Genomic DNA, 13,883 nt, shown 5'->3' with positions numbered 1-13,883 from the left:
CGGCCTGGGTGTCCGGGGCCTTCGCGGACCCTAGCGAGGCCGCATGGACCGCAGCTTCCCCCACACCGCGAGCCGGTACTTGGACGTGTACTCGGGCGTGCAGGTGGTGAGCGTGATGTAGTACCCGGGCTCGCTGTACCCGTACGACGGCCGGACGGTGCTGCGCGGCACACTGCGGATGACCCCGCCGTCCCGCGCCGAGGTCTGCGGAAGGGTCTTGTCGACGACGTACGTGTAGAGGGCGGCCTTGGTCTCGACGGTGATCGTGTCGCCGCGCTTGAGTCTGTTGATGTACCGGAAGGGTTCCCCGTGCGTGTTCCGGTGCCCGGCGAGCGCGAAGTTCCCGGCCTGACCCGGCTGTTGGGTGCCCTTGTAGTGGCCGACGTACCCCTTGTTGAGGACGTTCTGCTTGCTGACGCCCTCGGCGACGGGGACGCGGAGGCCGAGGCGGGGGATGGTGAGGATGGCGTAGGCCTGGGACCAACGGGGTTGCGACTGAGGGCTGTCGACGGTGCTCTGCCGCCGCGCGGACGAGGAGGAATTCTTCGTGGCGCCGGTTCCGTCGCTGCCGCTGCCGCCCGTCTCCGGGTCGGGAACGGCACCCGCCGTCGGGTCGGCCGCCCCCGGCGTCCCCCACTCCCTCTCCAGCGCCTGCACCTTCCGCTCGGCGTTGTGCTGGGCCTGCCGGTTGGTCCACCACAGCTGGTGGACGACAAGCAGCATGAGCACCACCCCGGCGGTGACCAGGAGTTCACCGCCGCTCCACAGGGCGCGCCGACGGAGGGCACGCCGCCGCCGGGTGCCGTGGTGCACGACCCCTGGAACCCGCACGCGCAGGCCTCCCTCCAAGTCCGTACGTACGCTTCCCTACGAGTTCGTAGGCCCCTTCCACTTTTCGCCGGGCCCGCACGATAAGGGCTGCCCCCTCAAGTCGCCAGCCCCACAGGCTCATCCCGTCGCGCCCCCTTCCCCCTTCCCCCTCCCCCTCTTGCTGTGCCCTCCCTCGTACTGCCCCCTCGCCCTGCCCCCCGCCCCACCCCCTTACTCTCCCCCTTCTCATAACCATTGGAAGAATTGAGAGAAAGCGCTGTCACACCTCTCGACAACCTCAGGGGCCACACCCGATGCTTCCTGGTGGCATGACGAGGACGGACCAACACCGGCTGGACGACCGGTAGTTGGCCGTTGAGCGGTACGGAGAGGCGGAGCAGCCATGATCCGACGCAGAACACTGCTGACGGCCGCGGGCGGAACGTTCCTCGGGAGCGCCCTGGCCACCGGCACGGCACGAGCCGACGCGACGATAGCCGTCAGCCCTGCGACGAAGTACGGCAGTTGGGAGGGATGGGGAACCTCTCTGGCCTGGTGGGCCAACGTGTTCGGGGCCCGGGACGACTTCGCCGACCTGTTCTTCACCACCAAGTCGGTCACGTACAGCGGCAAGACCCTGCCCGGCCTGGGCCTGAACATCGCCCGCTACAACCTCGGCGCGTGCAGCTGGAACAGCGTGAGCGGCGAGAGCATGGTCGCCTCCGCCAACATCCCCGCCTTCAAGCAGATCGAGGGCTACTGGCAGGACTGGAACAACGAGGACCCCACCTCCTCCGCCTGGGACTGGACGGCCGACGCCACCCAGCGCGCCGCGCTCGTCAAGGCGACCGCGCGGGGCGCGACGAGCGAGCTGTTCGCCAACTCGCCGATGTGGTGGATGTGTTCGAACCACAACCCGTCGGGCGCGTCCGGCGGCGGCAACAACCTCCAGACCTGGAACTACCGCCAGCACGCCTCGCACCTGGCGGCCGTAGCCCTCTACGCGAAGTCGAACTGGGGCGTGAACTTCGCGACGGTGGAGGCCTTCAACGAACCGTCCTCCAGCTGGTGGACGGCCACCGGCACCCAGGAGGGCTGCCACATGGACTCCTCCGTCCAGTCGGCCGTCCTCCCCTACCTGCGCAGCGAACTCGACAAGCGGGGCCTGACGAGTACGAAGATCTCGGCGTCGGACGAGACGAGCTACGACCTGGCCCGTACGACGTGGAGCTCTTTCAGCTCGACGACGAAGGGCCTGGTCAACCGGGTCAATGTGCACGGATACCAGGGTTCGGGCGGCCGCCGGGACCTCCTCTACACGGACGCCGTGACCACGTCCGGCAAGAGCCTGTGGAACTCCGAGTACGGCGACAGCGACGCGACCGGCCTCACCCTGGCGAGCAACCTCTGCCTGGACTTCCGCTGGCTGCACCCGACCGCCTGGGTCTACTGGCAGGTGATGGACCCGTCGTCCGGCTGGGCGATGGTCGCGTACGACGCGAGCACCCTGCAGCCGACCACCGTCCAGACGAAGCACTACGTGATGGCCCAGTTCAGCCGCCACATCCGCCCCGGAATGACGATCATCGACACGGGAGTGGACTACGCGGCGGCGGCCTACGACTCGACGGCGAAACGCCTGGTGATCGTCGCCGTGAACAAGGCGTCCTCGTCCCAGACCCTGACCTTCGACCTCTCCCGCTTCACCACGGTGTCGGGCGGCACGGGCGGCCTGGTCCCCCGCTGGAACACGCTCACGTCGGGCGCGGGTGACCTGTACACGGCCCACTCGGACACGTATCTGAGCGGGAAGTCGATCGCCGTGCCGTTCGCGGCGGGGTCGGTGCAGACGCTGCAGATCGACGGCGTGGTGGTCTGAGGAGGGCGTGAGCGGGGCGGGGCAACCGAGCGGAATATGCCCCCGGGGACTCCCGCCCCTGTGGCCTGCGCATCTCTCTTCTTTGTCGGTCAACGGCAGTACGGTGTCACTCATGCGCCCCGACACGTCTGCCGAGCACGTCGACCACAACGCGGAAGCAGCACGCCTGGAGCGGACTGCCGGCCTCTACCCCGAGGACGCCGAACACCTGCTCCTGCAGGCCGCGGCCCACCTCGAACTGGCCGGAGACCGCCCAGGCGCGACCGCGCTCTACGACCGTCTGCTGTCGTCCTCCACCCCCCTGGACCACCCCCACCTGGTACGAGCCCTGAAGGCGTCGAACCTCTGGGAGTACGGCCACGAGGCGGAAGCGCGCGCGATCATCGACGGAGTCCGCGCCGCGTCCCCCCGCGACCCGGCCCCCTGGGTGATCGTGGCGGAGGCGCTGGAATCCCACGACGAGCTGGAAGCGGCGCAGGACACCTTCACGGAGGGGGTGACCCTGCTCCTGACGGACGCCCCGGAGCCCCCCTACTCCACCCTCCCCCTCCTCTTCGGCCGCCACCGGGTCCGCCGCATGCTGGGCGTATCCCACGACGAGTGGGACACCCTGGCGGACACCCTCCACTCATCCCCGATCTCCCTGGACGAACTCCACGACCCGAAGCGGGTCTGGTCCCTGGGCTCGGACAACCCGGCGGAACTCCAGGCGGAGATCTCGCGCCTGCGAGCAGAACTGGGCACATACCGTGAGGCGCTCTCCCGCCCCTTCCCGGTAGCGGTCCTCCACTGGCCGACGTCGGAACTGGCGGAACTGGTCGCGGCGTATCCCTCGCTCGCCTCCGAGTACCAGTCCCACGAGGAGCACCTCGCGACCATAGAGGCGTCCCTGCGAGAGCTGGCCACCTCCGGCACGCCGAACCTGGGCATCGTCACGGGGACGGTCCCCTCCTACGAGGCCTTCGCCGCCTCGGAGGCGTCATCACCGGCGGACGCGACGCTGCTGCCGCAGTACGCGACGACGCTGGCGGCGAGGGGGCTGGCTGTGGCTTGGCCGCCGCAGCGGGGGGCGGGGTGTTGGTGTGGGTCTGGGCGGGTTTATGGGGAGTGTCACGGGGCGTAGTAACCCAGCCATCAGGGTCCAACTGACCGGCCAGCCGAGTGCGGTTGACTAAGACCGTTTTCGCACTATCAACGACCCTTGAGGGTGAGGCTGTTATTGACGCTGCCCAGTACGGTCTCACCCTTTACATCAACGAGCGACCGCGCTAGGACGACATGCCGCAGGCTCACGAACCGCACCCCCTGCCTGCTCCTGACAGCCAGGAGTTGCAGGATCTCGTAACCGAAGCCGAGACACGTGCCGTGTATCAGGTGCTTTACCATTCACGCCAAGAGCCCCTGGAAATGGCCGCCATCAGGGAACGCGTAAACGCCATAATCGGCAAAGCCAACCTGCAAATGGATCGTCGCCTTCGGTCGTTGCGTACGCATTTTGATGTGCCTGCGCAGCGCGTGCCAGGAAGGGGAAACTGCTTTATCTACCCCTTGAAGGGATGGCAATCTGACGCCGACTTGCGGACAACCCGGAAGAAAATTCCCGGCTCGGTTCGCGCTCTTGTCCAACAGACGTACGGAAATCGCTGCGCCGCATGTGGCCGCACACCGAAGGACGATCAAGTAAAGCTCGTCTTCGATCACATGGTTCCTCTAGACCTCGGGGGCACCAACGACCCAGACAATCTTCAGTTGCTCTGCTATGAAGACAATCACAACAAGCAAGCACTCTTCGCCGACTACCAGGAAAACGCTGCCGCTCTGCGTCAATCGCTGAGCTTGCCTGAGGTCCACATGCGCATCGGCGAGTTGCTGAAGGCCATGGTGGGTGAAGAAGTGCCCAAGGAACTTATCGTCCTCGTCGCCCGGGAGGAGAACCATGGCGATCCGACGAAACGCATGCGTGAACTCAGGTCCTTGGGTTGGAAAATAAAGAACTCTCAGCGCAAGAAGGGACGCCGTGTCCTTTCCTTCTATCGCCTGGAGCATTGGGAGCCATGGCCACCGGAGGGCCCGCAAGCCGCGGTCGCCCGATTGGAGCGCGCGCGTAAGAGAGCCAAACGCCTTCAGGAAGGATGAAGCCGCCCCTCGACACAGACTGCCGGAGCAAGCGCATGAACGATCCCACCCCTTGGACGCCGCCTGAAGGGTCTTGGGCCTCGTCTGCGGCGAGACGGCGCAACATGCAGGCTATCCGGAGCCGGGACACCAAGCCTGAACGTCTGATTAGGCGGCTGGTACACGCCAATGGCCTGCGGTATCGGGTAGCCGCAAGACCGCTGCCCAACCTTCGCAGGACAGCAGATATGGTCTTCCGCCCTGCGAAAGTCGCCGTATTCATCGACGGGTGCTACTGGCACGGGTGCCCGGAGCACTATGTGTCGCCGAAGACCAACCCGGGGTACTGGTCAGATAAGGTCGCGCGCAACATGGCGCGCGATCGCGATACCGATCAGAGGCTCACTGAAGCCGGATGGCTTGTCCTGCGGTTCTGGGAGCATGCGCCTGCCGAAGAGTCCGCCGCGGAGATCATTCGGCTAGTAGCCGAGCGGCGAAATTCTGCTTCAGATAAGGGTGTCTCGACCTGAATCGCAGAGGGTCCCGTCCGGTTCAAGGTCGCCCTCAGGCGCTTCGACCGGATCTCCAGTACGCTCCAGCGCATCCCTGATGGCCAGGCCCACCGCTTTGGCGACTGGCGGCGGAAAGGCATTGCCAACTTGGCGATATTGAGCGGTCTTACGCCCAGAGAAGCGCCAGTTCACCGGGAATCCTTGAATGATGGCTGCCTGTTCGACGGTAAGCATAGGACCAAGACGCTTTTCCTCTGGGCCGATTTTCAAGTCAAGGTTCCCCAGGTCCCTTGCAATGTTGACGTTGTCTTCATCATTGGCGACGCCCATCCCATTCACACCGAGAGCGTCCCAGGCCTTCTTTGCTCGCGTGGGCCCCAGGTCCGCACCGCCATGCTTTTTGGAGCCCCCGACCAGAGTAGGAGCGACCGTGCCAGCATTAGTGGCTGCTTTGAGCCACTGCTCGTACCCCTTAGGCCTGCCAGCCTTCTCGAAACGGCGCTCCATCGTGATCTTCAATGCATCCGCTACCGTCTGCAGTTCACCCGCCGGCCTGGGCCAATCGAAACCCCGATAGCAGTCCTTTCGAATTGCCACAAGGATTGCGCGGGGCCGGAGCTGAGGTACTCCATAGTCAGCCGCCTCCAGTAGACGCCAGCCGCATACCACGTAGCCCTCAGCGCGAAGCCCGTTCTTAATATCCTCCCGATAATCACGGAATTTATCGATTGGCTTCACGAGTCCTGCGACGTTTTCGATCATCACAGCACGCGGTTTGAGCAGCTTGACAAGCCTCAGCATTTCCGGAAATAGATCACGCTCGTCATCCTTCCCGAGCTGCCTTCCAGCAACAGAGAAGGGCGGGCACGGTACACCGCCAGCAAGAAGGGCAAGGTCTCCCTTTTTAGGGGGGTCAAATTCCTTAACATCCATGGTGAGAATTTGGCATTCCTTCGCCTCCGTCTCCCCCCACAGCTTCCGCTCTGCCACATTGAGCTTCAGCGTCGCGGCCGCATGCGTGTCGATCTCGACAAGCGCGAGATGACGGAAGCCCGCCTCGTGGAGGCCGACAGCCTGGCCTCCCGCGCCCGCGCAGATCTCAATCGAGGTCAGCGACTGGCCGCTGGAACTCATCGAACGCCTCCCGGTACTGACTGGTTACAGACACGCAAGTGTCGCATCCAGAGCCACCGGTCATCCCGCGTGTTGCCCCTCTTTCTCTGTACATCAGCTTCCCAGCAGTTCCTCCAAGTCCCGCTTGATGCCCTCACGCAGCTCCCCTGGGAGCTGTCTGTACATCCCCCAGGCACGCTCCGTGTCGGTCTGCGTCCGGGCGTCAGCGGCCATCCACAGCAGCAGCTCCTTCTTGTGACGGAGGGGGAGCTCCTTGATCCGGTCCCACACCTGCTCGCCGCTCATCTGCGGTCCAGTGAGATGCCTCACCGTCTCATTGCACCGGGCACACTCGGTGATCAAGTCCGCGGGGCTCGATCCGCTACCGGACTTGTGGGGGTTCACATGCCCCAGAGTCAGCCTGGCCCTGGACCCCGGCTCGCCTGGATAGGCCTCGCCCGCCGCCACCCCACATCGGCGGCACATGTGGAGGTCACGCTCGTAGACGCTTCGCCGGGTCCGCGAGCTGATCTGCCGCAGCCCTGTGGCCCGCTGTTCCTTTTCCCAGATCGGAACGCCGATCGCCTCCAGGTACAGCTCATCCGCCTTCAAGCTGGGCTTGTCCCGGTAGGTCTTGATCACCCAGCCCGCCGGCCGGAGATCCCGCATCCTGCGGTCCACCTGTTCCGACCCCGGGATCGCCGCGCGCAAGGCCTGCTTCTTGAAGGTCTTCCCCTCGCCGACCTCATCCCGCAGCCACAGCGCCACCCTGACACGGGTGCCGAGTCCCTCATCACGCCAGTCCAGCCCGCCGTCCGGCATATCCCCTCCAGATCGAACAAAGGTCCACGCAGTCCTCCGATAGCGGCGGAACAGTAGCTTGCCGCCGCCTGCCGCGGCAAGTGACGGCAAGCTGTCTCTGCCACTAGCCAGCTTCACCCTCAGGAGGGTCCGTGCCCCGGCAGCCAGTAGCGCGTCCTGCCACCCTCACTTGTCTTGAACTCTGCGCAGGCGCGGGAGGCCAGGCGCTAGGCCTGGAACAGGCCGGATTCAGCCACGCCGCTCTCGTTGAGCTGGATACGGACGCATGCGAGACGCTGTGCGCCAACAGACCTCAGTGGAACGTCATGAACGCCGACGTCCGCATGCTTGGTGCTCTGCACAGCGAACGCTGGCATCGATGCTCCTTGCTTGCAGCCGGGGTTCCATGCCCTCCGTTCTCGCTGGCAGGAGCGCAATTGGGAGCTGACGATGAGCGTGACCTCTTCCCCGACGTCATTTCCCTCATCTCGGCCATCAAGCCGAGGGCGGTCCTCATCGAAAACGTGAAAGGGCTCCTGCAGAAGAAGTTCTCCGGCTACCGGAACAGCATTCTCCTCGCGCTCTCCGAACTCGGCTACGTCGCCGAGTGGAGACTGCTGTATGCCAGCGAGTTCGGCGTCCCGCAGCTCAGGCCCCGCGCCGTTCTCGTCGCCTTGGAGGCGGACAGGTTCAGGCATTTCACGTGGCCCGAAGCCGAGTCCGGCCCAGACCGCACCCCACTCGTGGGAAACGTACTCCGGGATTCGATGGCCTCCCACGGATGGGAACTGGCAGATGTGTGGGCAGAGCAGGCTCAGCGGATTGCCCCGACCTTATGCGGCGGCTCAAAGAAGCACGGTGGGCCGGATCTCGGACCCTCACGTGCCAGGAGAACCTGGGCGGAGCTGGGTGTCGACGGCTCAGGGGTGGCGGACAGGCCGCCGGCGCCCGGGACCGTCCTGCCAGTGAAGCTCACTGTCGCGCAGATGGCTCTCCTGCAGGGCTTTCCACCGGACTGGAAGTTCGAGGGCCGCAAGACCTCCGCGTACCGGCAAGTGGGAAACGCCTTCCCGCCACCGGTCGCCCGAGCGGTTGGCAGCAGGATCGCAGCTGCCCTGACTCACATGGACAGGGCCGACGGCACCTGCGACAAACCCCAGACAGGCTTGAAGGGAGCAAGAGTATCCGGGACCATCCGGCTGCCGTCAGCAGTCACAATGCCGGGCGTGAGTACGTGATCCGGGATGCTGAAACGCGCTGACTCCCACTGGCCATGGCGATCCCTGTCTTCAGGTGCGGCCAGGACCAGCCAGTCCCGGCTGACCGTCACCACGTTCAGAGCGTCGCCATACGAACCCACCAGGACAGCTGTGAGCAGCCAGTCAGGATCCCTGCACATTACTTCGTACTCATGGCGCGTCAGGTGAACCCTCAGCCTGGTCGGGTCAGTTGTCGCCTTCACTTCGATGTGGCCGACCGCTCCGTCCTTCGACTCCGCCTGGATGTCATAGCCGTACGCGTCGGAGAGCACAGCCACATGAACGAGGTGGGCTGAACCGCTCAGTTCCAGCAGGCGGACAACGGCCCGCTCGCCGGCGGCTCCTGTTTCCCTGCGTGCGGTATCAGCATCAGGGGTCCAACGCACTTGGGAGACATGGGCTGCCGCTGACCGGTCCCGCTGTTGTTCATGCGCACCGAACCTCACCAGCGAGCGGCCCTCCGGCGTAATCAACCCCTGGCTGAGCAACCACGTAAGACCATCCGCGTACTGGACCGGAGTGAGGTCCGAGTAGTCAGAGTGATGGGTGAACAGCGAACGTAGGCGCGGAATATCGGCCACATGCAGGTGTTCAAGCCAGCGACGCGCCGCGCGGCGCGTCCCTTCACCGGGCGCCGTGGGCATCGATATGCCTGAGCAGTGCGCGAACGTCAGCCATGTCCATCCCTGCCGCGAGGGCCGGTTCCTCCTCCAGGTCAGCGAGCTGCTGCACAGACGGGTCATCCAGGATCTGCCCCATGAATTCGAGCTTCTCCTCCAGCCGGAGGGCCACAATCCCATCAATCGTGTCTTCCGCGGCGAGCACGGTGACACGCGTCTCCGTGCCAGGAGCAAGTCCCAGTCGGTGAATTCGGTCGAGACTCTGCAGAAACCGGCCGGCCATGAAGTCGCGGTCCACGTACACAGCGTCATGGCAGACCTGGTGAAGGCTGATGCCTTCACCAAGAGTGGCCGGGTTCGACAGCAGGACATGGCAGTCCGGGTCCTCGCGGAACCGCCGGATCTCTTCCTCCCGGTCCGGAGTGCCTCCGTGGACCACGGCAGGCTGATAGGCCGCGAAGAGTTTCTCCATGGTCGTCAGGCTGCGTACGAACGTCGACCAGACCAATGTCTTTCGGCCTCTCGCGGCATTCTCAGCAACGATGCTCAGCGCCTCTTTGTACTTGGGCGAGAGTTCGTAGCTCGGCAGCTGCCGCATCAGGGAGTAGAGCGAATCAGTCTCAGGAACCGCCAGCGGGGGAACCTGGTAGGAGAGCGGCGCGTACCGGCTCTCCCCCTCCAGCAGGAGTGCCGGGCTGGTTGCCGCCATGAGCAGCCGGAGCATCGCCTTGCCAAGCGCGTCAAAGTCGGAGCGGCCTGCCTCGGCCCGCGCGGTGAAGTTTCCAATTAACGCGTCGTACACCTCGCGGTGAAGGGAGGGCAGTTCGACATACCGGATACGTGTCTCGAAGGGCGGCAGCCCCAGTTCATTCTTGGTGGTACGCGTGAACATCGGACGCAGCACACGGCTGGCGTACGCGAGATCCCCACCGGCGACTGCTTGGGTGACCACGCGCCGCCCGTGACCCGGCCAGACGAAGGAAAGCAGGTTCTCAAGGTCGCGTGCCCCGTTGGGCGCCGGTGTCCCAGTGAGGATGAGGCGCCGCCGGGCGAGGGGCCCCAAGGCCATACAGGCGCTTCCGTAGATGCCCCGGGAACCCAGTTTCATCCGGTGTGCCTCATCGAGGATGACCACGGTCGGGGCCGCACGGAGCCAGGAGGCAAGTGCGGTTAGGGAACGGTCGAGGCGCTCGTAGTTGACGATGAGTACGTCCGTGCCAGCATCGGGAACGCCGTCCATGACCCGCACCGTGAGAGGCTCCTTGAAACACACCTCACCCTCGTAACGCCACGATTCATAAGCTGACTTGGGGCTCACCACCAGAAGCCGATGGGCTTCCCCTCTATCGCGCATCGCCGCGAACACCGCCAGGCCGACGCGTGTCTTGCCGGCTCCAGGCACGGAAAAGTTCGCGCCGTGCTGCATCGAAAGCAGCTGAGAGATGTCCCGCCGCTGGAAGTCCGTGAGGTCGGCGCACCACTCCAGGCCAAGGTGAGCGTGCACTTCGTCCGGCGCGACCGGTCTGACGGCTTCCGGGTTGCTGAGCAGTTCCTCCGCTCGGTCAGCGTCATCGAGTACGCCGCCGACGAGCGTAATCAGGTCTGGCTCCCACTCGACCGAGTCCGCGTGCGGCCAGATGGCCAGTGCGTCCAGGCTCGTCAGAAAGTCGTCGAGGTCGACCTCCACAGACAGCGAAGTGCGCTGCCCGCCCGAGGGAAACCGGGCCGCCACCTTGGCGAAGTCGCCTTCGAAACCCCGGGCTGCCCGCAGGACAGCTCGGGTCCGGGTGACATCGAAGGCAACCCGCAGAGACGGCTCCGCGATCGCGGTCACGCGCCCTCCTGCCGCACCGCGTCCAGCAGCCACGCGACTCCGTCGCCAGGTGCCTTGATGCTCCGCTGCGTCGCCACGGCGAGTTTCGTCAGCGACTGCCGCAGCGCGAGCACCGCCTCATCGAACGCTTCCTCGTCCAGGCTGTTAGACGCCTTGGCAAGGGTGAGGTCAGTGACGCACTGCTCAATGTCCTTGCAGGCGTCAGTGATGCGGTCGGGGGCGGCCTGCTTCCGCTTACGGACTCGGGCGTCCTTGCCGGCGGGCTCCAGGGCGTCCTCCACCGCCTTCTGAGCCGCGGAGAACGCCCTGGCCGCGGCAGTCCCACGCTCGGTGAGCTTCCCGTCTTCGGCTGCCTCCACAGCCTTGGCCTTCAGCACGGTATCCGTGAGGGTCTTGGCCTGGGCGACCCTGGGAGCGGCGGACTTAACCGTTCGGTTCAGCCCAGGGATGGCCACAGCGGCTGCGGTTGTCGGTTCCGACTTCAGCGCCTCAGGAAGCTCCTGATCCAGGTATCGCGCCCTGAAGTCCGGTTCGATGAGACGAACGTCGGTCTTTGAGAACCCCAGAACGATCGCTGCGAGCCTCGTCTCCTTGATCAACTCCGCGTTGTCTCTGTTGACAGTCGCCTCTTTGACGTAGCGCCGGTGGAGTTCCCGGAGCTTCTCCTGGTGCTGCTCGAAGTCCAGAAGCCGAAGCTGAGCGTCCCCGTCCCTGGACCGGTCAATGAGGTCACGCAGGCACGAGAGGATCCACAGATCCTGTTCACATGTGGATGTCCGGATACGGAATTCCCGGGCGATATCGACCATCGTCCGCCCGAGTAGATGCTGCTCGTCAATGGCAAGCAGCCGGTTGATGTACGAGTAGTCACGACGCTGGTCGGGGCGGAGCTGAAGCGAGAGTTCGACCGCGCTGATGTCGTCCCAGGTGCAGGATTCCGGCAGGACTCCGACCCGGATATTCGCGACGCCCAGTTCCTTGAGCGCTGCCCTGCGGGTGTTGCCGTTGACGAGGATGCCGTCCCGAGTGATGAGACCAGGCTCGTTCTGCCGGTACTCGCGCAGGCTCTCCACGAGATTCTCGAACTCCGGATCCCGCTTTGACGGGTCAGCCGGCAGCGCCTGGAGAAGGTAGTGCAGGTAGTCCTGGCTCTCCGGGAGGAACGGGTCCTCGTCCAGCAGCAGATCCCGCGCCGGATCGTGGCTGCGCTGAGCCCGAATGCGGTGAGTTCCTGGGTTGTAGTAGAGGGAGTCCACTGGCATGTCGATGACCTCGACGTGCATCGGTTTAGTACGCCACTCCACAGTCAGCGTCTCGCGAATGCCGCCGCTGCCAGCGGCCTCCTTCAGACGCTGCTCGACCAGTGTCTGGTTTTCCTGCGCCAGCGGCGGCCGGCCGAAGTCCTTGCTCACGGAAGCGTTCTCCTGCATAAACGTGATGGTCAGGTCCCACCGAGGAGGCCGGCGCGGATTCCGGCCTCCTCGGGAATGTGCGGTGGTGTGAGCCTCAGTCGCCCGGCTCCAGCGCCTTGCGGATCCTCGCCCGTGACTCCTCAGGGAGCGTGCGGAAGTCGGCCCAGATCAGTTCCACCTTGCTGAACTCGCGCTTTTCCTGGTCGATCCAGTCCGCGAGCATCCTGCGTTCGATGCCGCCGAGGGTCTCGACGTCGGCGAGTACCGCCCCGAAGTCCACCGTCTTCCCGCGCCCCCCGACACGGCACCGGTTGCACTCGGCGACGAGTTCGACAGCCTCGCTGCCGTCCGCCTGCCGCACCACCCTGCGGGCGATGTCCAGCTGCGCGGACTCGTACGTGCCGGCGTAGATCTCGCCGGGAGCAATCCCGCAGGACCGGCAGAAGTGACCATCCCTCGCGAGGACTTCACGGCGCTGGGTCTGGGTGATCGAGGTACCAGGGCGGGTCCCCTTTCCCGGCTCCCAGACCGGGGCCCCCTGCCTGACGAATCGCTGCTCATGCTGGCCGAGGGACGCGTCCTCGCGGTTGGTGTCGATCTGCCAGTCGTGGTCGCGCAGATCCCGCACGCGGCGATCTGCCTGACTGACGCCCGGAAACGCTTCCTTTACGTCCTCCTTGGTGAAGACGTTGCCTTCACCGACGACGGTCACGAGCCACAGCGCCGCGCGCTTCATCGTGCCGAGCTTGACATCCGTCCACGACGGAAGATCCATCAACGTTCCCCTTACGCCAGATCCTCTGAAACCGCTTCACATCCAGACCGCGGTCACCCCGAAGCCCACCCGAGCGATGCTCCACTGTCACCCCGGGCAGCATCCGAAATCCAGTCCCACAAGACCTTCGCAGGATGCGCGTAAGTCACATCCGCTACGGAACCTGATCCTCCTGACACGACGTCACCCACTATTAGGAGTCGTTGAGTTCGCACCCCACCTGAGAGGGCTGATGTGACCGGCAGAACGCAGAGGTGGAAGGAAATCCCGAGTGAACGTTCCGCCGAGCTGAAGGAGTTCGTCGTCACGCTGCGCGCGCTGAAGGACTCCACAGAGCTGACCCAGCAGCAGATCGCCGAAGCGGCTGGCATGGCGGCCACCACGTACTCCGGCTATCTCAATGCCTGGAGACTGCCGGAAGAGGAGGATCTGGCGCGGATCTGGAAGGTCATCTCGGAAGAGGCACGACAGCGGGGGCAGGCCGAGCCGTACAGCCTCGACGAACTGCGCGCCCTCCGGGAGAACGCATCACTCTGCGCGACCTGCATCCGGCGCGGAGGATCCGGGACCGCAGCCAAAGACCTTTCGCTTGAGGTGGCCCCCGCCTCCGAACTCAAGAGGCGTCGGCCGGCTCCCCGAGTTGTTCGCGGCCGGGCGCGAAGGCGAGTCCACCTGTACGGCAGCCGCCGACGCGCAATTTCCATGCCGCCGCCACACGCCGGGGTGCCGGTCCCCCGCGAAGGGGGGGACCGG

The 13,883-nt window shown here is 65.1% G+C and carries 13 protein-coding genes; 6 read left to right on the top strand and 7 right to left on the bottom strand.

Annotation, left to right across the window (positions count from 1 at the left end):
* Positions 1-30: 30 nt before the first annotated feature.
* The gene (locus ACZ4WS_RS25580) at positions 31-831 is read right to left on the bottom strand and encodes a class E sortase (protein WP_467983699.1); all 801 of its coding nucleotides are present in this window, start codon (positions 829-831) and stop codon (positions 31-33) included.
* A 382-nt stretch (positions 832-1,213) separates the two neighbouring features.
* On the opposite strand from ACZ4WS_RS25580, the gene ACZ4WS_RS25575 reads away from it, so the two are divergent.
* The 4 genes from ACZ4WS_RS25575 to ACZ4WS_RS25560 all read left to right on the top strand — a co-directional run bounded on the left by ACZ4WS_RS25575 (position 1,214) and on the right by ACZ4WS_RS25560 (position 5,334).
* Positions 1,214-2,689: a glycoside hydrolase gene (locus tag ACZ4WS_RS25575; RefSeq protein WP_467983698.1), complete on the top strand. Its 1,476-nt coding sequence runs from the start codon at positions 1,214-1,216 to the stop codon at positions 2,687-2,689.
* A 112-nt stretch (positions 2,690-2,801) separates the two neighbouring features.
* Positions 2,802-3,812, top strand: a complete 1,011-nt coding sequence (locus ACZ4WS_RS25570; protein ID WP_467983696.1) for an SEC-C metal-binding domain-containing protein — start codon at positions 2,802-2,804, stop codon at positions 3,810-3,812.
* Between the two features lie 155 nt (positions 3,813-3,967).
* Positions 3,968-4,825, top strand: coding sequence for an HNH endonuclease (locus ACZ4WS_RS25565; protein WP_467983694.1), 858 nt, complete (start codon positions 3,968-3,970; stop codon positions 4,823-4,825).
* A gap of 35 nt (positions 4,826-4,860) precedes the next feature.
* On the top strand, positions 4,861-5,334 hold the full coding sequence (locus ACZ4WS_RS25560) for a very short patch repair endonuclease (protein ID WP_467983692.1): 474 nt from the start codon (positions 4,861-4,863) through the stop codon (positions 5,332-5,334).
* Here ACZ4WS_RS25560 and ACZ4WS_RS25555 read toward each other — a convergent pair.
* Both ACZ4WS_RS25555 and ACZ4WS_RS25550 read right to left on the bottom strand, forming a co-directional pair.
* The gene (locus ACZ4WS_RS25555; protein ID WP_467983690.1) at positions 5,311-6,450 is read right to left on the bottom strand and encodes a DNA cytosine methyltransferase; all 1,140 of its coding nucleotides are present in this window, start codon (positions 6,448-6,450) and stop codon (positions 5,311-5,313) included. The genes ACZ4WS_RS25560 and ACZ4WS_RS25555 overlap by 24 nt on opposite strands.
* Positions 6,451-6,543: 93 nt before the next feature.
* A complete protein-coding gene (locus ACZ4WS_RS25550) occupies positions 6,544-7,368 on the bottom strand; it encodes an HNH endonuclease (RefSeq protein ID WP_467983688.1) in 825 nt (274 codons plus the stop codon).
* A gap of 14 nt (positions 7,369-7,382) precedes the next feature.
* Between ACZ4WS_RS25550 and ACZ4WS_RS25545 the strand changes: the two genes are divergently transcribed.
* Positions 7,383-8,468: a DNA cytosine methyltransferase gene (locus tag ACZ4WS_RS25545; RefSeq protein ID WP_467983687.1), complete on the top strand. Its 1,086-nt coding sequence runs from the start codon at positions 7,383-7,385 to the stop codon at positions 8,466-8,468.
* On the opposite strand, the gene ACZ4WS_RS25540 is transcribed toward ACZ4WS_RS25545, so the two are convergent.
* From ACZ4WS_RS25540 to ACZ4WS_RS25525, 4 genes are all read right to left on the bottom strand, one after another.
* Positions 8,351-9,133, bottom strand: coding sequence for a protein NO VEIN domain-containing protein (locus tag ACZ4WS_RS25540; RefSeq protein ID WP_467983686.1), 783 nt, complete (start codon positions 9,131-9,133; stop codon positions 8,351-8,353). The two genes, ACZ4WS_RS25545 and ACZ4WS_RS25540, sit on opposite strands and share 118 nt — an antisense overlap.
* A complete protein-coding gene (locus ACZ4WS_RS25535) occupies positions 9,114-10,943 on the bottom strand; it encodes a DEAD/DEAH box helicase (protein ID WP_467983684.1) in 1,830 nt (609 codons plus the stop codon). Before ACZ4WS_RS25535 ends, ACZ4WS_RS25540 begins: the two co-directional genes overlap by 20 nt.
* Positions 10,940-12,355 carry a transcriptional regulator gene (locus ACZ4WS_RS25530; protein ID WP_467983682.1) on the bottom strand — a complete coding sequence of 472 codons (1,416 nt, stop codon included), beginning with the start codon at positions 12,353-12,355 and terminating at the stop codon, positions 10,940-10,942. Before ACZ4WS_RS25530 ends, ACZ4WS_RS25535 begins: the two co-directional genes overlap by 4 nt.
* Before the next feature lie 94 nt (positions 12,356-12,449).
* Positions 12,450-13,130 (bottom strand): hypothetical protein, encoded by a 681-nt coding sequence (locus ACZ4WS_RS25525; RefSeq protein WP_467983680.1) that lies wholly within the window; start codon positions 13,128-13,130, stop codon positions 12,450-12,452.
* 234 nt (positions 13,131-13,364) lie between these two features.
* Between ACZ4WS_RS25525 and ACZ4WS_RS25520 the strand changes: the two genes are divergently transcribed.
* Positions 13,365-13,883: helix-turn-helix domain-containing protein (locus ACZ4WS_RS25520; protein WP_467983678.1), on the top strand; the 519-nt coding region annotated here is incomplete at its 3' end.

Source organism: Streptomyces sp. NPDC029292 (assembly GCF_055569295.1).
The sequence above is the reverse complement of the archived record's forward strand: the minus strand, read 5'-3'. Positions and strand labels throughout refer to the sequence as shown.